The organism is Sanguibacter sp. Z1732 (assembly GCF_051020515.1).
In the GTDB taxonomy this organism is placed as follows: Bacteria; Actinomycetota; Actinomycetes; order Actinomycetales; family Beutenbergiaceae; genus CALKWS01.
Map to the genome: position 1 here is coordinate 2,269,941 of NZ_CP194857.1, position 19,126 is coordinate 2,289,066.

A 19,126-nucleotide genomic window follows, 5' to 3' on the forward strand; every position below is an offset into this window, starting at 1 on the left:
GCGGAACCGGGGGCGGCCCCGCTGCGCCCAGGCGGCGTCGTGTGGCGCCGCCCCGACGGTGAGCCTAATCTGATCCTGTCGGTATGTTCGGTGACCCGTGAGGGGGCGTTGTTGTGGTGTCAGGCACTTCGGCACGTCTGATCGCTGCCGTCTTCGTCGGGACCGGCCTGCTCGCCGGGTGTGCGAGTGCCGAGGCGGACGAGGAGACCGCCGCCTGCGCCGCGCCCGTGCTCAGTGTCAGCCCGGCCAGCGCCACCGCCGGCGAGGAGGTCCTGGTGATGGGGGAGAACTTCCTGGACGGATGTCCGGGGGCCTCGGCCTCGGACCGGGAGGTACTCCGCCTCGCCGAACCGGCCGTGCCCTACCTCGACGTCGCCATCCAGATGGTCGACTCGGCCGGGTCGGTAACCCTGACGACGGTGGACGCCGGCACCGACGGCACCTTCGAGGTCACCGTGCCGGTTCCGCAGGACCAGCAGCCCGGCGTGGTGGAACTGATCGCCGACGTGCCCGGCACCAGACCGGCCGAACTGGTGATCGGCCTCTCCTGAGGCCCACCGCCCGCCGGCGGAGCGGTGCAGACACGCCGTTGCCCCTCGGCCCGTGAGCGCCCTGGGCAGGCGACGATGGGTCTTGTCATGACCACCACCGCCAGACCACCGTCCTATCAGCCGCGGTTGATCGAGCACGTCGGGGACCACGGCCGATCCGGCCGAGCCATCCGACTGCCCGCCCAGTGGCTGCGGGGACTGCTCGCCGGTGCCGAAGCACTGATGCTGGGCTGGTTGGTGCTGGTGGTGCCGGCGATCGCGACCTACATCGCCACCGCGGCCTCCCCGGCACTGGGATCGGCGGGCTGGGTCGAGGCCGCCCAGATGGGCACCGCCGGCTGGTTCCTGGCGCACGGGGCCTCACTGCACGGTGCGGATGCGGCGATCTCGGTGACCCCGCTGGGACTGACGGTGTTGTACACCTTCCTGGTCTCGGCCGCTGTCCGCCGGGCCCGGCTGGTCAACTGGGCGCCGGTACTGGTGGCGATCTGCACCTACGTCGCCCTGGGAGCGCTGCTGCTGGCGCTGGCCACCCCGCCGGGGGCGCCGTTCGGGCTGAGGGGGGGCGGGTGTGGTCGCCGTCGTCGGTTCGGTGTGGGGGATGCGGGGACGCTACCCGCGGGCGCCCGGAGCCCTGGCACGGTGGCGCCTTCCGCAGTGGCTGCGGCTGGCAGGCCGGGCGACCTGGCGGGCCACGGCGGCGCTGCTGGCCGTGGCCACCGCGCTGCTGATCGTGGCGGTGGCGCTCGGCTTCGACCAGATCGTCCAGATCCAGCGCAGCCTGCAGGCGGACCCGGTCAGCACGGTGGTGATCGTGCTCGCCCAGGTGGTGCTGCTCCCGGTGCTGATCGTGTGGGCGCTGGCGTTCCTGCTCGGGCCCGGCTTCACCGTCGGTGCCGGCACGCTGTTCTCCACCGCCGGGATCGAGTCGGGCCCACTGCCGGTGATCCCGGTGCTGGGGGCGCTTCCGGAACCGGACAGCCTGGCCGGGAGTCTGCCGCTGACGGCGGGGGCCGGGGTGGTGGTCGGTCTGCTGGTCGGCTGGTGGCTGCTGCTGCGTGGGAACGCCAGGCGCCGCTGTGGCAGTCGTTGGCCGGTGCGGTGCTCGCCGTGGTCGCAACGGCAGCGCTGGTGGGCGGGCTGGGCTGGTTGTCCTCCGGTGGGGTCGGCCCGGGTGCGATGGCCGTCACCGGTCCGGAGCCGTTCCGGATGGCCCTGGCGGTGGCGTGGCAGGTGGGTTCCGGGGCTACCGTGGCCGTGATCGGCCTGCACCCCGGCACGCATCGCGCACTGGTGCGCCTGGTGCAGTGGGTCCGCGCGCAGGTGGGCGCACGAGCGAGCGCGGAGGCAGGCTCGGCGAAGGACTGAGGCGGTTCCCAGGTTCACCTCCCAGGTTCACCTCCCCACTGCCACGACCGGCAGGAAAATACTCATCCATTACGCTTCCTTTGCGTGCGCGGGTGTCATAGGGTCCTGAGCATCGACACGGGAGGGCTTCATGGTCAACGTTTCATCGACGGTGGATGTGGCAGATCTTGACCTGGGCGGCGGGTACCGCATCCGCGGTAGCGATCTGCGCGGGGAGGTGACCGACCTGGCAGCCTTCCGCGCCGCCGCCGGGGACGACCCGGCTGCGGAGGTCATCATCGCCCTGAGTGAGGAGCGCTTCGACGACGCCCTCCAGGAACTGGACGAACTGCACACCAAGGACCCGGACTCGGTCCGGTACCAGGCGCTGCGGGCCGACGTCCTGCGTGATCAGGGTCAGCTCGACGCGGCCGAGGCGATCTACACCGACCTTCTCGCCCGTGCCGGTGACGATCCCGTGCGCAGCGCCGTCATTCGTCAGCACCGGGCCAAGGTGTGGTTCCACCAGGGCAGGCTGCGAGATGCCGAGGCCGAGTTCGCCGAGGTGCTGGCCCTGCGTGAGGCCGCCGGCGTCGACGAGGGCCAACTGGCCTCCACCCGGCAGAGCCTGCAGCGGTTGGGGATCGCCGTCGCGATGCAGGACGCGGCCGAGTAGGGGCGACCGAACCGGCGACTCACGACGGTGGGGCTACCGCCGGGGCGTCGTCGTCGTCGGGCATCCGGGCGGTGCGGAAGGGCGAGAAGGTGACCACGCACGCCGCCACCACCAGCCCGCCGACGGCCAGCGCGATGGTGGCGCGATTGCCCCACCACACGGCCAGGAACCCGGCCAGCGGGGCCGAGAACGCCAGCATGCCCCAGTTGAAGGTGCGGATGGTGGCGTTCATCCGGCCTCGCAGCCGGGCGGCGGTGACGGCGTTGCGGTAACTGCCCTCCAACGGCCCCTTCAGGCCCATCCCCACCCCGTGCAGGGCGAATGCCGCGCTGAGCACCACCACCGCCATCGGGCCGGCCGGGGCCAGCAGCACCACCAGGTAGGCCAGCGGGCTGAGCCAGTCGCTGAACACGCACACCCGCCCGATGCCGAAGCGCATCCCGGCCCACGGCGCCAGTCCGGCGCCGACCACTCCCGTGACGCCGGCAAAGCCCAGGGTGAGGCCGACGGCGAAGGAGTCCAGACCCAGGTCCTGGTTGGCGTAGAAGACGTACAGCGTCATGACCAGGGAGTTGAAGAAGAACCACAGGTGCAGCCCGATCGCGTACGGCGCCAGCGTGCGATGCCGGTAGACCCAGGAGGCCCCTTCGCGCAGGTCGGTGATCAGGTGCCGGCGGCCGGCCGCCTCCGGTGCGGTCTCCGGTTGGCGGATGCCGGCCAGCAGCAGCGCCGAGGCGGCGTGCGTGGCCGCGGCCACCACGATCGCCACCGGCGCGGAGGTCAGGCGGATGAGTGCACCGGCCAGGATCGGACCCACCGACTCGGCCGCCGTCATGGTCTGCTCGATGCGGGCCCACGCGCGCGGCAGGACCCGGGTGGGCACCAGGGCCGGCAGGTAACTCTGCTGGGCGGCGCGGAAGAACATCGTCGTGAACCCCAGCACGAACACCAGGGCGGCCAGCACGGGCACGGTCAGCAGATCGGTGAAGGCCAGGCCGGCGATCGTGCCCAGCACCACCGCGGCCAGGGTGTCGGCGGCCACCCAGCACCGGCCGGCGCCGCATCCGGTCCAGCCACACCCCGGCGAGCAACCCGAAGATCAGGGTGGGCAGCCACTGGGCCGACCGTACGATCCCGATGTCGGCCTGGTCGGCACCCAGGTGGTGGATCATCAGGAACTGCATGCCCAGGTTCACCACGAACAGGCCCAGGCTGGATACGGCGTCGGCGATCCACAGCCGCACGAAGGCCGGGTAGGCCAGGATCGGGAACCGGCGACGCGGTTCTGCTGGCACGCCGCAGTCCCCTTCCGGCGCGTCGATGGGATGGCATCGATGGGATGGATCGGTGACGAGGAATCGCCACCGCCCGGCCACCCTATCGGCCAGCGATTGGCGCCTGGCAAACCGCGCTGGCACACTACTGCGCGATGCGTGCCGCGAACCAGCCCGAGGTGCCGTGGTGGGCCCGAACCCCGGAATTGATAGCCGGAATCGGCGTGGTAGCCCTGGTGATCAGTGCACTCATGCCCTGGTTCACCGGACCCTACGACCATGCCCGCCCAGGGCCATGGGTGTCGATCTGGCTGGTCGTGGCCAGCGCGGTGCTGGCCTTGGTGCTGATGTATCGCCGCTCGCGTTGGTCCTGGGCGCCGGGTGTGTTCGTGCTGGCCGCGACGTTGATGATCCTGATCGGACTGCATGCCCAGGTGGTCTGCCCCACCGACGTGGAGATCGAGGGCAACATCGCCCAGGCGTGCTTCACCGAGGAATGGACCTCCGGTTCGACGTTCTTCGCCGTGGGTGGCTCCGCCTCATCCCTGGCGAGTTTCATCGCACCGTGGCTGATGGGCTACGCCGAGGACCGCTCCTGGGAGGGTCGCGGCCCCTGACCGCCCGGACCTCACGGCAGCGAACCGATTTGGTCGGGCGTGTCTGTGCGTCGACGCTACCGGCTCGACTCGTGGCTCGGCCCTGAGCCGTTTACGCTGGCGAGCAGGTCGATGTCGCTCAATCCGCACGATCTGGAGGTGCCCGTGCCCGACTTCCGCAGCAGCGCCCGCGCCCGGCGGCAGAGTTGGTTCGGGCTGAAACGCCACATCAAACGTGCGCTCAGCCTTCCCGGTCTGCACCCGATCATGCGCACGGTGGCCCTGCGGGTGCCGGGGGTGCGGGTGGGCCGGTTGCCGGCGCCGTGGCGGGTGCGGGAGGTGCGCGGACAGGTCGACGGCGGTGAGTACGTCCTCGTGGGCCCGGACCGTTGTGAGATCGCCAAGGAGATGTACTGGGGGCAGGGCCGCCGTCCCGAACCGGCCGATGCCTTCGCGCTCGATGTGATGGTGGCCCTGGGCAAGCACGCCCGGACGTTCTTCGACATCGGTGCCTACACCGGGGTGTTCACCATGGCGCTCACCGCGGCCAACCCGGCGTTGCGCGCGCACGCCTTCGAGATCGTCCCGGCGGTGGCCCAGGCCCTGGCCCGCAACGTCGCGCGCAACGATGTGGCCGAACGCACCCAGGTGCACACCGAGGGGGTGGGCGATCCACGGATGGGCATGCTGGTACCGGCCGGTGACCACGGGTCGGCGCTGCCCTCCTTCTACTCCTCCGACATGGCCTTCGACGACGGGGTACGGGTGGATTTCGTGGCGCTGGACGACTTCACCGACCAGGTGGCCGGCCCGGTGCTGCTCAAGATCGACGTGGAGGGCGGGGAGGAGACGCTGTTGCGGCACGGGCAGCGGTTCCTCGCCGCACACGCTCCCGACATCCTCTGTGAGGTGCTCACCGATGCCGACGGCCGGGAGCTGGAGGCGCTGCTCACCCCGCACGGGCTGGGCTGCTACGCCGTCGGTGAGGAGGCACTGCACCCCCGGGAGCACCTGCGCCCCAGCGCCGAGCACCGGGACTGGCTGTTCAGCGCGCGCAGCCCCGCCGAACTGCGCGCCCGGGGAGTCTCCGTGGCCGATGCCTGAACCGCAACCCGACCCGGCGCGGCGCACCGGCGCGCGGACCGTGGTGCGCGCCGTGCTGGGGTCGGGGGTGGTGGCCCTGGGGGGTTACTCAGCCTGATCTGGTCCTGGCAGCGTTCACTGATCTACTTCCCCGACGAAGGCACGGTTCCGGCGGCACATCAGGTGCTGCCGGCAGGTCAGGATGTGCGGCACCGCACCGCCGACGGCCTGGACCTGGGCGCCTGGTACGTGCCCGCACAGCCCGAGGCGGATCGGCAGAAGGCGGTGCTGTACCTGCCCGGCAACGGTGGCAACCGCGCCGGGCGCACGCAGATCGGCGAGGAACTGGCCCAGCGTGGCTTCGCGGTGCTGCTGGTGGACTACCGCGGCTTCGGCGCCAACCCGGGCCGTCCCAGCGAGGAGGGCCTGGCCGCCGACGCACGCTCCGCCCAGCAGGCCCTGACGGAGCTGGGGTACGGCCCCGATCGCACCATCTACGTGGGGGAGTCGCTGGGGACCGGGGTGGCCGCACGGTTGGCCGCGGAGGTGCCGCCGGCCGGGTTGGTGCTGCGCTCCCCGCTGACGCACCTGGCCGACGTGGCACGGGCGCACTATCCGTTCCTGCCGGTGGGAGTGCTGTTGCGGGAGGACTACGACGTCGTGGGTCACCTGGGGCGCGTTCGGGCTCCGGTGGCGGTGATGTACAGCCAGGCCGACGAGGTGGTCCCGGCCGAGCAGAGCGCCCGGGTCGCCGGTGCCGAGCCGGTGGTGGACACCCTGGTCCTGGACGGTGCCGGGCACAATGACCCGGTCATGTTCGGCGCGCCGTTGGCCGATCTGGTTGCGGACCTTGCCGACCGCACCGGCGGTTCGTAGCCTGGCGCCTCCAGCACCTCATCCTCGAGGTGCTCGGCTACGCCGCGGAGGAGGCGCAGGCCCTGGGGCGCCCCGGGCGGTGCGAGGTGCGGATCCACCCGGACGGCTCGGTCTCGGTCACCGATGACGGGCGCGGCCCGGCGATCCATCGGGACGACGACGGCCGGATCATCCGCAAGCCCGTGATGGCCACCCGGGATCTGCGGTTCTTCGATACCGACGAGCAGGTGCTGCCGGACGGTCGACCCCGCCGGGGCATGTCCACCGTGGCGGCCCTCAGCGTGTGGCTGGAGCACACCAACCACCGACTCGAGGGGGCCTGGTGCCAGCGCGACGAGTACGGCGTGCCGGCCTCGGACCTCGTGGAACGGCCAGCGGGGGGGGCGAACCGGGACCACGGTGCACTTCCTGCCCGCACCGGACGTGCCGGCCGGCTCGCGACCGGATCCGGCGGTGCTGGGTGCGTTCGACTCCCTGACGGTGAACCTGCAGGAGTGAGTCGAGCCCGCTCAGCCGCCCGGGATGGTGCCGAACCGGTCCTCGATCGCCTCCTGGTAGATCCGCTCACACCGGTCCTGGGCGGAGACGGTGATCGCCGAGCGCAGGCACTCCTGACGCTCCATCTGCTCGTTCCACACGGCCAGGCTGCCCAGGGTGGTGACCACCAGCATGCCGCTGAGCATCAGGCCGAACACGAGCAGGACCACGATCCCCGCCGCGGATCTGCTCCTTGAACACCCGAACCAGGGCCCTGACCCCGACGACCACGGCGCCGATCGCGAACGCCAACGACATCAGGTGCCAGGGCAGATCCACCTGCATGGTCAGCACCGCCGCCAGCATGAACAACCCGAAGTGCAGCACCGAGCGGGAGACCGAGGCCAACTGCTCCGGGGTGGGCTTGGGGCGTTCGGGCCGCCCGGCCCGACCCTGCCGGCCGGGTGCCTTCCCGGGGCCCGGTCCGCCGTCGGCCGGGCTGGGCGCATCAGGGCCGGTGTGTTCGCGCTGCTTCGGTGGGCGGGATGCCGGATCCGGTGGCGCATACGGGTTCGACACCCATGACCCCTTCCCAGTTCTGTGGATGCGATGGTTTCGACGGCTGCAGGTACGGCGCCGCTATTGTCCCAGATCGCGGCCGTGCTACTAAAGTCGGCTCTCGTGACCACCCCAGCGCGCCTCGTCGTCCTGATCTCCGGCGGGGGATCGAATCTGGCCGCCCTCCTGCGAGCGTGCGACGATCCCGGCTACGGGGCCGAGGTGGTGGCGGTGGGGGCGGACCGGCCCAGCGCCGCGGGCCTGGCACTGGCCGAAGCCGCCGGCGTGCCCACCTTCGTGGAGCGCGTGGGCGGCTATCCCGAGCGTGCCGACTGGGATGCGGCCCTGACCGATCAGGTCGCCGCGCACGAACCGGACCTGGTGATCGCGGCCGGCTTCCTCAAACTGGTGGGCCCGAGGTTCCTGGCCGAATTCTCCGGCCGGTACCTGAACACCCACAACTCCCTGCTGCCGGCGTTCCCGGGCATCCACGGGCCCAAGGAGGCGCTGGAGTACGGGGTGAAACTCGCCGGTGCCACACTCTTCGTGGTCGACGACGGCATGGACACCGGCGCGATCATCGCCCAGGTGGCCGTGCCGGTGCTCGACGACGACGACCTGGAGGCACTCACCGACAGGATCAAGGTGGCCGAGCGGGAGCAGTTGGTGCACACCCTGGGACGGATGGTCCGGGAAGGGTGGCGCGTGCAGGGGCGCCGGGTCCGCCTCGGCTCGGCCTGAGGTGCCACCGGGCGGGCGGTCCCGCACGCTAGGCTGGGCGGTGGCCGTGACTGGCGCCTGAGGTGGAGCACCACCGGGGAGCGGCCGCCTGGAGAACTCCTCGTGCACCGCTCGCCTGGGTGCCGGGGCGATGAGACACCACCCAACCCAGGAGCCCGCCGAACCATGACCGACAAGATCCGCCTGCGCCGCGCCCTCATCTCCGTCTACGACAAGACCGGGCTGGCCGACCTCGCCCGCGCGCTGCATCATGCCGGCGTGGAACTGGTTTCCACCGGTTCCACCGCCGGGGTGATCGCCGGGGCCGGAGTTCCGGTGACCCCGGTGGAGGAGGTCACCGGGTTCCCGGAGTGCCTGGAAGGCCGGGTCAAGACCCTGCACCCGAGGGTGCACGCCGGCATCCTGGCCGACCGGCGCAAGCCCGACCACGTGGACCAGCTCGAGGACCTGGGCGTTGCCCCGTTCGACCTGGTGGTGGTCAACCTCTACCCGTTCACCCGGACGGTGGCCTTCGGCGCCGGCCCCGATGAGGCCGTGGAGCAGATCGACATCGGCGGCCCGGCGATGGTGCGCGCGGCCGCGAAGAACCACCCGAGCGTGGCTGTGGTGGTGGACCCGTCCAGATATTCGGACGTGGTCGCCGCCGCCGGAGGGCAGGGCTTCACCCTCGCGCAACGACGACACCTGGCCGCCCAGGCGTTCCGGCACACCGCCACCTACGACGTGCACGTGGCCTCCTGGATCGGCAACGTGCTCGCACCCGACGACGACGGATCGGGCTTTCCGGGGTGGGTCGGGGCCACCTGGGAGCGTGCCTCGGTGCTGCGCTACGGGGAGAACCCGCACCAGCGAGCCGCGCTGTACACCGACGGCTTCGGACCGAGCGGGCTTGCCGGGGCGGAGCAGTTGCACGGCAAGGAGATGAGCTACAACAACTACGTCGTCGACGCCGATGCCGCCTGGCGCGCCGCGCACGACCACGGTGACGTGGCCACCGTGGCGATCATCAAGCACGCCAACCCGTGCGGGATCGCGGTGGCCGAGGGCATTGCCGCCGCCCACGCCAAGGCCCACGCCACCGACCCGGTCTCGGCCTTCGGGGGAGTCATCGCCGCGAACCGCGAGGTGGACGCGGCGATGGCGGCCCAGGTCGCGGAGGTGTTCACCGAGGTCATCCTCGCCCCGTCCTTCAGCGCCGAGGCGCGCGAGATCCTGACCCGGAAGAAGAACGTGCGCCTGCTCACCGTCCCGGGTACCGGGGCCGAGGGCGGCACCGAGTTGCGCAAGATCTACGGCGGCATGCTGATGCAGAGCGCCGATGCGATCGACGCCGACGGCGACTCCGCCCCGAACTGGACCCATGCCGCAGGTGAGCCGGCGGACGAGGACACGCTGGCGGACCTGGAATTCGCCTGGCGGGCGGTGCGGGCGGTGAAGTCCAACGCCATCCTGCTCGCCGATGCAGGCGCCGCGGTCGGGATCGGTATGGGCCAGGTGAACCGCGTGGACTCCTGCCGGTTGGCGGTGGAACGGGCCAACACCGGTGAGCACGAGCGGGCACGTGGGGCGGTGGCTGCCTCCGATGCGTTCTTCCCGTTCGCCGACGGGTTGCAGGTGCTGCTGGACGCGGGCGTGCGCGCCGTCGTCCAGCCCGGCGGGTCGGTGCGCGATGACGAGGTCATCGCCGCCGCCCGGGAGGCCGGTGTCACCCTGTACCTGACCGGCACCCGCCACTTCGCGCACTGATTCGGGTGCCGGTGGATCATCCCAGCACAGCGGCGCGCAGCCGCACCGCGGGGTCCTCGGCAGCAGCCAGGTCCAGGTCGGGAAGGGCGCCGGTGCCGAGGAGTCTGCGCGCGGCGGACACATCCCGGGGCATGTCGGCGATCACCGCCCCGACCAGCTTGGGGCCATCGGTGACCAACGCCGTCCAGGGTCCGGTCTGCGCCATCGGGGGCTCGCCGTACTCGCGGACGACCAGATCGCCGTGGACCCGCCCGAACACGCTCAGGTGGTGGCCCAGTTGGGTGGAGTAGATGAACGGGGCCGGGCGTTGCTCGGGTACGTCGAGCCCGAGCATCGCCGCACCGAGCCGGTCCGGGTCGTGCAGCGCGGCGGACCAGTGCCCACCGGGGACCTGCCCGAACAACGGGTCCTCCCGCCAGGCACAGTCACCCACCGCCCACACCCCGGGCACCTCGGTGCGGCCGTTCGCGTCGGTCAGCACGTGCCCCCTGGCGCCCAGCGGCACCGCGCCGGTCAGCCACCCGGTGGCCGGCACCACCCCCACGGCTGCCAGCACCACATCGGCACCGATGCGCTCCCCGTCCCCCAGTTCCACGCCGTCGGACCGGACGGTCGCCACCGATGTGCCGGTGCGCAGCTCCACCCCGGCCTCGGCGTACCAGGGGCGGGTGCGTTCGCCGAGCTCGGCGGGCAACTGTCGCGACAGGGGCTGGGCGGCGGCCTCCACCACCGTGACCCGGCCGCCGGCAGCGGCCGCCACACCGGCCACCTCGGCCCCGATCCAGCCGGCGCCGATGATGAGCAGGCGCTGCCCGGTCGCGGCCAGTCTGGCCCGGAGACCGACCGCGTCGGCGGCGGTGTGCAACGCTGAGGCCCGCGGCCAGGGGTTCAGCGGCACCGAACCGCACGCCAGCACCACCGCATCGGCGTTCAGCTCGGCGCCACTGGCCAGGCTGAGCCGGTGGCGGCGCCCGTCGGGACGCAACTCCACGGCGTGCTCGCCCAGGTACACCTCCTGGGCCAGGTCGTGCAGGTCCTGGCCCAGTTCCTCGTGCAGCCACGCCGGCTCGGGCCGGCTGAACAGTTCCTTGGACAGCGGTGGCCGGTCGTAGGGGCCCACGTCCTCGGCCCCGACCACGCTGATCCGGCCCTGGTAGCCACGTTCTCGGAGCGCCGCGCAGGTGCGCAGGCCGGCGAGGCCGGCGCCGACGACCACGACATGCGCTGGGGGCGTGCTGGTGTTCACGCACACAACGGTAGTCTCGGTGCCGCCATGAGCCGCAATCCCGCGCCGGAGATCCACCGGCCCCCGCCGCCCCGGACGTGGGCGTTGTGGTGGGCCCTCGGCGGGGTCGTGGTGGCGGTGCTGCTGGCCCTGATGGTCGGGGCGCGGGTGGCAGGGGTGGCGTTCGCCGTGCACCTGGGAGTGCTCGGTGCGATCCGTCTGGCGCTCCCGGCGCCGGGCCCGCTCGGGATCAGCGCGCGCTCACGGCTCTTCGATGTGGCCTTCCTGTGGCTGGGCGCCGTCGGTATCGCGCTGATGGCGCTGACAGCGGACAACCTCTAGCCGGGTGCACCCGAGCCGGCTCAGCCCCGTCGGCCCGGATCGGCGCCGGCGTCGCCGAACTCGTCCTCGTCGACGTCCACCTGGGCGACCGGCTCGGCGTCATCGGGGTCGAACTCCACGGTGGTGCGCTCCTCGGCGTCCAGGTCCGGCAGCGCCGCGGCACTGGAGACCTCCTCGGTGTCGGGAACCTCCTCGGCCCAGTCGTCGTCCCCGGCCCAGTCGTCCTCCTCCACCAGTGCCATCTCCGGGGTCGGCGCGAACAGCAGGTAGGCCAGTCCGGCCACCCCGCCGCCGATCATCGGAGCGAGCCAGAACAGCCACAACTGCCCCAGTACGGCCGGCTCGGCGAAGATCGCCGCAGCGGTGGAGCGGGCCGGGTTCAGACCGCCCCCGGTCACCGGGTCCAGGGCCAGGATCAGCCCGGTCAGGGTCAGTCCGGCCGCCACCGGGGCCACGTGCGTGCGGCCGCGGTGGGAGGTCGCCAGCACCACCGCGGTCAGCACCGCGGCACCCACCGCCTCCAGCAGCAGCACCTGGACCAGGCCGAAGCTCATCTGCCCGCCGGAGATCTGGGCGAGGTAGGACTGGTCGCCGAAGGTGTTCGCGGCCTGGCTGAACAAGGCCTGGCACTGGCGCCCACCTGGGTCGCCAAACCGGCCGGCAACGTGGCGAACAGCACCGCCGCGGCGGCGATCGCACCGACGAGCTGGCCCAGCCAGTACGCCGGCAGATCACCCCAGCCCAACTGCCCCTTGACCGCCGCGCCCAGGGAGATCGCCGGGTTGATGTGGCCGCCGGAGACCCTGGCGAACAGCGCGATGGCGGCCGCGAACGCGACCCCGAAGGCCAGTGCGTTGATCAGCGGGTCCACCTCCCGCAGGGTGCCGCTGTACAGCAGCGCCCCCAGTCCGATGAACACCAGGATGAAGGTCCCGGCGGCTTCCCCGGCCACCCGCGTTATCAGCGGGTACGCCGCCGGGGCGGCGGCCGGGACAGTGGTGGGCTGTTCGCTCATGGTTTCCTCTCGAGCGGAATTGAGGTCGCAGTTGATCCTCTCACCCCGACCACGGTGGCCACGCCACCGGGGTCGGGGTGCAGGTGGAAAGGTGGTTGTGAGCGCCCGCGGCGGCTGCCAGGGTTGTCAGGTCACCTGTCAGCCCGGTCTGCGCCGGCCACGCAGCAGACGAACCAGCCGGCCACGCAGCAGACGAACCATCCGACGACGGCGAGGCACCCTCGCGAGGAGTGAAGGCATGCACGACACCACCGACCGCACCCTGGGGCGCCTGCGGCGATTCGTGGACGAGTGGCTGTTGGCGGCGCAGTACCGCCACCGCGCCGCGCTGGAGGTCACCTCCTGGGAGGTGCCGGACGAACCGGTGCCGTTCAGCCAGGCCATCCAGGGCCGGTACCGGCCGCACCCGACCGGCACCCCGTGGGGCAAGCCGTGGGGCACGGTATGGTTCCACGTCACCGGCACGGTCCCGCCGGAGTGGTCCGGCGAGATCGGTGCTGGGCAGGTGCGTCCGGAACTGGTGGTGGACCTGGGCTTCTCCGGGGCCAACCCGGGGTTCCAGGCCGAGGCGATCGTCTACTCGGCCCAGGGGGAGATCCTCAAGGCGCTGGACCGCGCAACCAGTACGTGGTACTGCCGGCGGCCGCGGGGGACCGGATCGATGTCTACATCGAGGCCGCCGCGAACCCCGACGTCCCCCAGGGCTCCTTCACCAAGCCCACCACGATGGGTGAGAAGTCCACCGCCGACCCCAGCGAGCTCTACACGCTGCGCACCGTGGACGTCGCCCTGCTCGATGTGCCGGTGTGGGAACTGGTCCAGGACGTAACCGCACTGGGCGGGCTGGTCGAAGAACTCAGCGCCCAGGTCCCCCGCCGCGCCCAGATCGTGGCGGCGCTGGAGGACATGCTCGACGCGATCGACCCGGCCGACCTGCCCGGCACCGCACAGGCGGGCCGGGCGACCCTGGCCAAGGTGCGGGCCGCCCCGGCCTACGCCTCCGCCCACTGCGTCCACGCCGTCGGGCATGCCCACATCGACTCGGCCTGGCTGTGGCCGGTGCGCGAGACGGTGCGCAAGTGCGCGCGCACGTTCGCCAACGTGCTGGCGCTGATGGAGACCGACCCCGACTTCACCTTCGCCTGCTCCTCGGCCCAGCAGTACGCCTGGATCGAGCAGTACTACCCCGAACTGTTCGCCCGGATCGCCGAGAAGGTGCGCGAGGGCCGGTTCATCCCGGCCGGCGGGATGTGGGTGGAGTCCGACACCAACATGCCCGGCGGGGAGGCGATGGCCCGCCAGTTCCTCGAGGGCAGCGGCTACTTCCTGGACACCTTCGGGGTGGAGACGACCGATGTGTGGCTACCGGACTCCTTCGGCTACACCGGTGCCCTGCCGCAGATCGCAGCCGCCGCGGGCAAGGACGCCTTCTTCACCCAGAAGATGTCCTGGAACGACACCAACGCGATGCCGCACCACACCTTCGACTGGGAGGGTATCGACGGCAGCCGCATCTTCACCCACCTCACTCCGGTGGATACCTACAACTCCGACCTGTCCGCCCGGGAACTGGCCCGCGCCCAGCGCCAGTACACCGAGAAGGGCCGGGCGAACACCTCGCTGGTGCCCTTCGGCCACGGCGACGGCGGGGGCGGACCCACCCGGGAGATGATCGCCGCCGCCCGGCGCACCGCGGACCTGGAGGGTTCACCCACGGTGGTGCTGTCCTCACCGGCGAGGTTCTTCGCCGCCGCCCGGGCCGAGTACACCCACCCGCCGGTGTGGTCCGGGGAGCTCTACCTGGAGTACCACCGCGGCACCTACACCTCCCAGCACCGGACCAAGGCGGGCAACCGGCGCACGGAGCACCTGCTGCGCGAGGCCGAGCTGTGGGCCGCCACCGCCACCGTGCGCACCGGAGCGGCCTACCCCGCCCAGGACCTGCAGCGGCTGTGGCGCCTGGTGCTGCTGCACCAGTTCCACGACATCCTGCCCGGCACCTCCATCGCCTGGGTGCACCGCGAGGCCGAGCAGCGCTACACCGAGACGATCGCCGAACTGGAACAGATCATCGCCACCGCGCTGGCGACCCTGGCCGGCGCGGGCAGCGAGGAGGGAGGTGACGTTCAACTCCGGTCCGTTCCCACGTGGGGCAGTGCCCGCCCTCGGCGCGGGCACGGCTGCCGGAACAGCCGACGACGGCGTGACCGACCTGGTCCGGGACGGTACCGGCGTGGTGCTGGACAACGGACGGCTGCGGGTCGGTATCGACGGGCGCGGGCTGATCACGTCCGTCCTGGACCTGCGCACCGGCCGCCAGGCACTGCCGCCGGGGCAGGTAGCCGGCCTGCTGCAGGTTCATCGGGACATCCCGAACCAGTGGGACGCGTGGGACATCGATGAGCACTACCGGCGCAACGTCCGCGACCTGACCGAGGCGACCTCGGTGCAGGAGATCACCGAGACGTCCGGCGGCGCGGGGGTGCAGGTGCAACGGCGGTTCGGCGACTCCCGCATCGTGCAGCGCTACCTGCTGCCCGACGGCGCCCACCGGGTGGAACTGACCACCGAGGTGGACTGGCACGAACGGCACACCCTGCTGAAACTGGCCTTCCCCCTGGATGTGCGCGCCGAACAGGCAGCCAGTGAGATCCAGTTCGGTCACATCCACCGCCCCACCGCGGCGAACACCTCCTGGGACCATGCCCGGTTCGAGACGGTGGCGCACCGCTGGGTGCACGTGGGTGAGCCGGCGTACGGCTTCGCCGTCGGCAACGACTCCACCTACGGCCACGACGTCACCCGGACCACCCGCGCCGATGGCGGCACCACCACCACGGTGCGCCAGAGCCTGCTGCGCGCCCCGATGTTCCCCGACCCCGACGCCGACCAGGGCAGGCACACGCTGCGTTCGTCCCTGGTGGTGGGCGCGGAGATCGCCGACGCGGTCACCGAGGGGTACCGGATCAACCTGCCCGAGCGCACGGTGACCGGTTCCGGGGCGGTGGACCCGCTGGTGCAGGTGAGCGATCCGGCGGTCGTCGTCGAGGCGGTCAAGTTGGCCCGCGATGGCAGCGGGGACGTGATCGTGCGGCTGTACGAGTCCCGGGGCGGGCGGGCCAGGGCCACGGTGACGCCCGGGTTCGAGGCCACCGGCGCGCTCGCCACCGACCTGTTGGAGCGGCCCGGCCGGGACCGCGGGGTCGAGGTGAACCCGGACGGGCGGGTCGAGCTGGACCTGCGCCCGTTCCAGGTCGTCACCCTCCGGTTCGCCCGGTCCTGACCGTCTCGCCGGTCCCCGGTGCGACGACCGGTCGATTCTGCCCTCAGCGGTCGTGCACTATATAACTAGGGAGCACCGCACCACATCCCCGGAGCGCACCCGGGCCGACGGCACCGACCCGGGGCCCGTGCAGCGCCCGGCTGCGACCAGGCAGTCCCGGGGCAACCCGACCTCGAAGGAGCACCGATGTCTGAAGCACCCACCACCGCGCCGGTCAACGTCACCGTCACCGGAGCCGCCGGTCAGATCGGGTACGCCCTGCTGTTCCGGATCGCCTCCGGTCAGCTGCTCGGACCCGACGTGCCGGTCCGGCTGCGGTTGCTGGAGATCCCGCAGGCGGTCAAGGCCGCCGAGGGCACCGCGATGGAACTGGAGGACTGCGCCTTCGGCTTGCTGCGCGGGGTCGACATCTTCGACGAGGCCGCCGCGGCGTTCGACGGCGTGAACGTGGCACTGCTGGTCGGCGCCCGGCCCCGCGGTGCGGGCATGGAGCGCGGCGACCTGCTGGAGGCCAACGGCGGCATCTTCAAGCCCCAGGGTCGGGCCATCAACGCCGGTGCGGCGGACGACGTGCGCGTGCTGGTGGTAGGCAACCCCGCCAACACCAACGCCCTGATCGCCCAGGCGCACGCCCCGGACGTGCCCGCGGAACGCTTCACCGCGATGACCCGCCTGGACCACAACCGGGCGGTCTCCCAGATCGCCACCCGCACCGGGGCTGCCGTAGCGGAGATCGAGAACCTGACCATCTGGGGCAACCACTCCGCCACCCAGTACCCCGACATCTTCCACGCGCGCATCGCCGGGCGCCCCGCCCCCGAGGTGATCGACGACGAGGACTGGCTCGCGAACACCTTCATCCCCACCGTGGCCAAGCGCGGAGCGGCCATCATCGACGCCCGCGGTGCCTCCAGCGCCGCTTCGGCCGCCAACGCCGCGATCGACCACGTGCACGACTGGGTGAACGGCACCGGAACGGACTCCTGGACCTCGGCGGCGATCCCCTCCGACGGTTCCTACGGGGTGCCGGAGGGGCTGATCTCCTCCTTCCCGGTGCGCAGCACCGATGGTCGATGGGAGATCGTGCAGGGCCTGGAGATCAACGAGTTCTCCCGCACCCGGATCGATGCCTCGGTGGCCGAGCTCACCGAGGAGCGCGACGCGGTGGCCGGACTCGGGCTGATCTGAGCAACGCGCACTAACCTCTCGGCCATGACCAGTCACACCGATCGTCCCCACCCGGATCAGCTCGCTGCCCTCGCCGGGCGGCGCCGACGCAACCTGTTCATCACCACGGTGATCCTGGAGGTCATCGGCTTCACCCTGGTGGTGTGCTGGGCTGGGTGGTGGTCGAGGAGATGACGCTGGTCTGGGTCGGTGCGGGACTGGTGTTGCTGGCTGCGGTCTACCTGCCGGTGGGGCTGGTGGCGCTGAGCCGGGTCGGGGCGGATGCCCGGCACATCACCCCACCGGGCGGGCGCACCTGAGTCGAACGGGTCGCCGGTAGGCGGTTCTGCCGGCCTCCTCGCCTTTCGGGCCGGGCCCGGGTGAACTATCGTCGGGTTCATGGCGCGCGTCTTCAACCCCCCACCCGGCTGGCCCAAGCCCGAAGAGGGCTGGACGCCGCCGCCGGGATGGAAACCCGACCCGAGTTGGCCCGAGCCGCCGCAGGGTTGGGACTTCTGGCTGGAGAAGGCAGACGACGTCGGCTCGAGCCTGTTCGGCAGTTCGGCCCTGTCGTCCGGATCCTCCCTGTTCGAGACCAGCGACACCGCTGCCTCCTACGGCAGCGTGTCCCCTTCCGGTGAGGCACACATCCCCGGGGCGCCCAGCGGTCCGGACTTCCACGTCTCCAACCGCGAGCCGCGGTCGGCCTCCGACGGCGTGAGCCAGTCCTCCGCCGGGGCGCCGGCCTCACCCTCGAGCGCCTCGCCGGGTCCGGGCGGATCCGCGGGCGGGTCGCCGTACACCGCCGGTGCCTCCACGCCGAGCGGGGTGCGCGCCGGTGCCACCTACGGTCAGAACGGCCCGACGGTGTCCACCCATTCCGGTTCGTCCACCCCGGGCGGCAACCCCAACGCGGCGCCTCCGGTGGGCCCGCAGGGTGGTGGCAAGACGGTACTGCTGGGTCTGGTGCTGGTGCTCGTCGGCGTCGGGGTGACCGGTTACAGCTACTTCAGTGCCACGCCCGGTGAGGAGTTCCGCCTGCTGTGGGTCCCGGTCGTGTTCGGTCTGATCCTGATGATCCAGGGCGCGGTGCGGATGGCGCGTGCACGTGCGAAGCGACAGCAGTTGGGCACCGTGTCCACCGGGTACAACCCCGGCGGGCACCTCACCCAGCCCGGCGGTGGCGGCGATGCCTCCGGCGGTCTGCAGACCGGTCACTCCTCCACAGTGCCGATGCAGAACCCGACCGACCCCAAGGGCTACAAGAACCGCTGAACCCGACCCCGCGCGCAGGTGTCAGCGGAACACCACGGTGCGGTGACCGTCCAGCAGCACCCGGTGTTCGGCGTGCCAGCGCACCGCCCTGGCCAGCACGCGCCGCTCGACGTCCTGGCCCATCGAGACCAGGTCGGCGACCGTGTCGGCGTGGGTGACGCGCTCGACGTCCTGTTCGATGATCGGACCCTCGTCGAGGGAGGCGGTGGCGTAGTGGGCGGTGGCGCCGATGAGCTTGACGCCCCGGTCATGGGCCTGGGCGTAGGGGCGGGCGCCCTTGAAACTGGGCAGGAACGAGTGGTGGATGTTGATGACCCGCCCGGCCAGCTCCGCGCACAGCCAGGGTGAGAGGATCTGCATGTACCGGGCCAGCACCACCAGTTCCACGTCCAGGTCACGCACCAGGCGCAGCAGCCGGTGCTCGGCGGCGTCCTTGGTCTCCTTGGTGACGCCGATGTGGTGGAAGGGCACCTGGTAGAACTGTGCCAGCGGCGCCAGGGTGGTGTGGTTGGAGACCACCCCGAGGATGTCCACCGGCAGGCGCTGGGAGCGCTGCCGGAACAGCAGGTCACCCACACAGTGCTCGGTGGTCGAGCCCAGCACCAGGGTGCGCAGCGCCCGTCCGGCCACATCCAGTTGCCACGTCATCGAGAACCGCTCGGCTATCTCGCCGATCGCCCAGTGCAACTCTCCCCGGGGTGTGCTCGCCTCCACCTGCACGCGCATGAAGAACAGTCCGGAGTCGGGATCGCCGAACTGCTGGGACTCGGTGATGTTGCCGCCGTGCGCGGCCAGGGCCCCGGCCACCGCGTGCACGATTCCGGAGCGGTCGGGGCAGGACAGCGTCAGCACCCAGTGCACCGGGGAGGAAGTCTCGATCGTCACGCCCACGGG

19 protein-coding genes, 3 pseudogenes and 1 riboswitch are annotated in these 19,126 nt (G+C 71.6%); of the genes and pseudogenes, 15 read left to right on the plus strand and 7 right to left on the minus strand.

Annotated features, from left to right (window positions below; all coding sequences use genetic code 11):
- Nucleotides 1-116 precede the first annotated feature (116 nt).
- From ACRRRO_RS11935 to ACRRRO_RS11950, 4 genes and pseudogenes are all read left to right on the plus strand, one after another.
- Entirely contained in the window at nt 117-551 is a 435-nt protein-coding gene (locus ACRRRO_RS11935; RefSeq protein ID WP_424797057.1) for a hypothetical protein, read from the plus strand.
- A gap of 222 nt (nt 552-773) precedes the next feature.
- A pseudogene (locus tag ACRRRO_RS11940) lies at nt 774-1,040 on the plus strand (cell division protein PerM); the annotation flags it as partial.
- A gap of 82 nt (nt 1,041-1,122) precedes the next feature.
- The gene (locus tag ACRRRO_RS11945; RefSeq protein WP_434080315.1) at nt 1,123-1,812 is read left to right on the plus strand and encodes a cell division protein PerM; all 690 of its coding nucleotides are present in this window, start codon (nt 1,123-1,125) and stop codon (nt 1,810-1,812) included.
- Nucleotides 1,813-2,049: 237 nt separating this feature from the next.
- The gene (locus ACRRRO_RS11950; protein ID WP_424797055.1) at nt 2,050-2,574 is read left to right on the plus strand and encodes a tetratricopeptide repeat protein; all 525 of its coding nucleotides are present in this window, start codon (nt 2,050-2,052) and stop codon (nt 2,572-2,574) included.
- A gap of 19 nt (nt 2,575-2,593) precedes the next feature.
- On the opposite strand, the gene ACRRRO_RS11955 is transcribed toward ACRRRO_RS11950, so the two are convergent.
- Both ACRRRO_RS11955 and ACRRRO_RS11960 read right to left on the minus strand, forming a co-directional pair.
- Nucleotides 2,594-3,616, minus strand: coding sequence for an MFS transporter (locus tag ACRRRO_RS11955; protein ID WP_434080316.1), 1,023 nt, complete (start codon nt 3,614-3,616; stop codon nt 2,594-2,596).
- 13 nt (nt 3,617-3,629) lie between these two features.
- Nucleotides 3,630-3,992 (minus strand): annotated as a pseudogene (locus tag ACRRRO_RS11960) (MFS transporter); the annotation flags it as partial.
- Between the two features lie 11 nt (nt 3,993-4,003).
- Here ACRRRO_RS11960 and ACRRRO_RS11965 point away from each other — a divergent pair.
- The 3 genes from ACRRRO_RS11965 to ACRRRO_RS11975 all read left to right on the plus strand — a co-directional run bounded on the left by ACRRRO_RS11965 (nt 4,004) and on the right by ACRRRO_RS11975 (nt 6,403).
- Nucleotides 4,004-4,465 (plus strand): hypothetical protein, encoded by a 462-nt coding sequence (locus ACRRRO_RS11965; protein ID WP_424797053.1) that lies wholly within the window; start codon nt 4,004-4,006, stop codon nt 4,463-4,465.
- Nucleotides 4,466-4,576: 111 nt separating this feature from the next.
- Nucleotides 4,577-5,548, plus strand: a complete 972-nt coding sequence (locus ACRRRO_RS11970) for an FkbM family methyltransferase (RefSeq protein ID WP_424797052.1) — start codon at nt 4,577-4,579, stop codon at nt 5,546-5,548.
- Between the two features lie 183 nt (nt 5,549-5,731).
- Nucleotides 5,732-6,403 carry an alpha/beta hydrolase gene (locus tag ACRRRO_RS11975; RefSeq protein ID WP_434080317.1) on the plus strand — a complete coding sequence of 224 codons (672 nt, stop codon included), beginning with the start codon at nt 5,732-5,734 and terminating at the stop codon, nt 6,401-6,403.
- Between the two features lie 509 nt (nt 6,404-6,912).
- Here ACRRRO_RS11975 and ACRRRO_RS11980 read toward each other — a convergent pair.
- Nucleotides 6,913-7,110 carry a hypothetical protein gene (locus tag ACRRRO_RS11980; RefSeq protein ID WP_434080318.1) on the minus strand — a complete coding sequence of 66 codons (198 nt, stop codon included), beginning with the start codon at nt 7,108-7,110 and terminating at the stop codon, nt 6,913-6,915.
- Nucleotides 7,111-7,561: 451 nt separating this feature from the next.
- Here ACRRRO_RS11980 and purN point away from each other — a divergent pair, with 451 nt between their 5' ends.
- Together purN and purH are read left to right on the plus strand one after the other, a co-directional pair.
- Nucleotides 7,562-8,179, plus strand: a complete 618-nt coding sequence (gene purN / locus ACRRRO_RS11985; RefSeq protein WP_424797049.1) for a phosphoribosylglycinamide formyltransferase — start codon at nt 7,562-7,564, stop codon at nt 8,177-8,179.
- Nucleotides 8,180-8,215: 36 nt separating this feature from the next.
- Nucleotides 8,216-8,307, plus strand: a riboswitch (ZMP/ZTP riboswitch).
- A 37-nt stretch (nt 8,308-8,344) separates the two neighbouring features.
- Nucleotides 8,345-9,925 (plus strand): bifunctional phosphoribosylaminoimidazolecarboxamide formyltransferase/IMP cyclohydrolase, encoded by a 1,581-nt coding sequence (gene purH, locus ACRRRO_RS11990; RefSeq protein WP_434080319.1) that lies wholly within the window; start codon nt 8,345-8,347, stop codon nt 9,923-9,925.
- 16 nt (nt 9,926-9,941) lie between these two features.
- Here purH and ACRRRO_RS11995 read toward each other — a convergent pair whose 3' ends face one another.
- Entirely contained in the window at nt 9,942-11,171 is a 1,230-nt protein-coding gene (locus ACRRRO_RS11995) for an NAD(P)/FAD-dependent oxidoreductase (protein ID WP_424797047.1), read from the minus strand.
- A gap of 27 nt (nt 11,172-11,198) precedes the next feature.
- Here ACRRRO_RS11995 and ACRRRO_RS12000 point away from each other — a divergent pair, with 27 nt between their 5' ends.
- On the plus strand, nt 11,199-11,492 hold the full coding sequence (locus ACRRRO_RS12000) for a DUF3017 domain-containing protein (RefSeq protein ID WP_424797046.1): 294 nt from the start codon (nt 11,199-11,201) through the stop codon (nt 11,490-11,492).
- A gap of 20 nt (nt 11,493-11,512) precedes the next feature.
- Here the strand turns inward: ACRRRO_RS12000 and ACRRRO_RS12005 are convergent, their stop codons facing one another.
- Nucleotides 11,513-12,112 (minus strand): aquaporin, encoded by a 600-nt coding sequence (locus ACRRRO_RS12005; RefSeq protein ID WP_434080320.1) that lies wholly within the window; start codon nt 12,110-12,112, stop codon nt 11,513-11,515.
- Complete coding sequence (locus tag ACRRRO_RS12010; RefSeq protein WP_434080321.1) at nt 12,043-12,507, minus strand: aquaporin; 465 nt, start codon at nt 12,505-12,507, stop codon at nt 12,043-12,045. Before ACRRRO_RS12010 ends, ACRRRO_RS12005 begins: the two co-directional genes overlap by 70 nt.
- Before the next feature lie 238 nt (nt 12,508-12,745).
- Here ACRRRO_RS12010 and ACRRRO_RS12015 point away from each other — a divergent pair.
- From ACRRRO_RS12015 to ACRRRO_RS12035, 5 genes and pseudogenes are all read left to right on the plus strand, one after another.
- Nucleotides 12,746-15,790, plus strand: a pseudogene (locus ACRRRO_RS12015) (alpha-mannosidase).
- A gap of 186 nt (nt 15,791-15,976) precedes the next feature.
- Nucleotides 15,977-16,978, plus strand: coding sequence for a malate dehydrogenase (locus ACRRRO_RS12020; RefSeq protein WP_424797043.1), 1,002 nt, complete (start codon nt 15,977-15,979; stop codon nt 16,976-16,978).
- A gap of 24 nt (nt 16,979-17,002) precedes the next feature.
- Nucleotides 17,003-17,152 carry a hypothetical protein gene (locus ACRRRO_RS12025; RefSeq protein ID WP_434080322.1) on the plus strand — a complete coding sequence of 50 codons (150 nt, stop codon included), beginning with the start codon at nt 17,003-17,005 and terminating at the stop codon, nt 17,150-17,152.
- The gene (locus ACRRRO_RS12030) at nt 17,122-17,277 is read left to right on the plus strand and encodes a hypothetical protein (RefSeq protein WP_434080323.1); all 156 of its coding nucleotides are present in this window, start codon (nt 17,122-17,124) and stop codon (nt 17,275-17,277) included. Before ACRRRO_RS12025 ends, ACRRRO_RS12030 begins: the two co-directional genes overlap by 31 nt.
- Before the next feature lie 79 nt (nt 17,278-17,356).
- Nucleotides 17,357-18,232: a hypothetical protein gene (locus tag ACRRRO_RS12035; RefSeq protein WP_424797041.1), complete on the plus strand. Its 876-nt coding sequence runs from the start codon at nt 17,357-17,359 to the stop codon at nt 18,230-18,232.
- A gap of 21 nt (nt 18,233-18,253) precedes the next feature.
- On the opposite strand, the gene purU is transcribed toward ACRRRO_RS12035, so the two are convergent.
- The gene (purU, locus tag ACRRRO_RS12040) at nt 18,254-19,117 is read right to left on the minus strand and encodes a formyltetrahydrofolate deformylase (protein WP_424797040.1); all 864 of its coding nucleotides are present in this window, start codon (nt 19,115-19,117) and stop codon (nt 18,254-18,256) included.
- Nucleotides 19,118-19,126: the final 9 nt, after the last annotated feature.

Bases quoted from the DNA above. Each gene is read 5' to 3' on its own strand.
- ACRRRO_RS12010 (WP_434080321.1), bottom strand. From the start codon at position 12,507: ATGAGCGAACAGCCCACCACTGTCCCGGCCGCCGCCCCGGCGGCGTAC.
- ACRRRO_RS11965 (WP_424797053.1), top strand. From the start codon at position 4,004: ATGCGTGCCGCGAACCAGCCCGAGGTGCCGTGGTGGGCCCGAACCCCG.
- ACRRRO_RS11970 (WP_424797052.1), top strand. From the start codon at position 4,577: ATGTCGCTCAATCCGCACGATCTGGAGGTGCCCGTGCCCGACTTCCGC.
- purH (WP_434080319.1), top strand. From the start codon at position 8,345: ATGACCGACAAGATCCGCCTGCGCCGCGCCCTCATCTCCGTCTACGAC.
- ACRRRO_RS12000 (WP_424797046.1), top strand. From the start codon at position 11,199: ATGAGCCGCAATCCCGCGCCGGAGATCCACCGGCCCCCGCCGCCCCGG.
- ACRRRO_RS11950 (WP_424797055.1), top strand. From the start codon at position 2,050: ATGGTCAACGTTTCATCGACGGTGGATGTGGCAGATCTTGACCTGGGC.
- ACRRRO_RS12025 (WP_434080322.1), top strand. From the start codon at position 17,003: ATGACCAGTCACACCGATCGTCCCCACCCGGATCAGCTCGCTGCCCTC.
- ACRRRO_RS12035 (WP_424797041.1), top strand. From the start codon at position 17,357: ATGGCGCGCGTCTTCAACCCCCCACCCGGCTGGCCCAAGCCCGAAGAG.
- ACRRRO_RS12020 (WP_424797043.1), top strand. From the start codon at position 15,977: ATGTCTGAAGCACCCACCACCGCGCCGGTCAACGTCACCGTCACCGGA.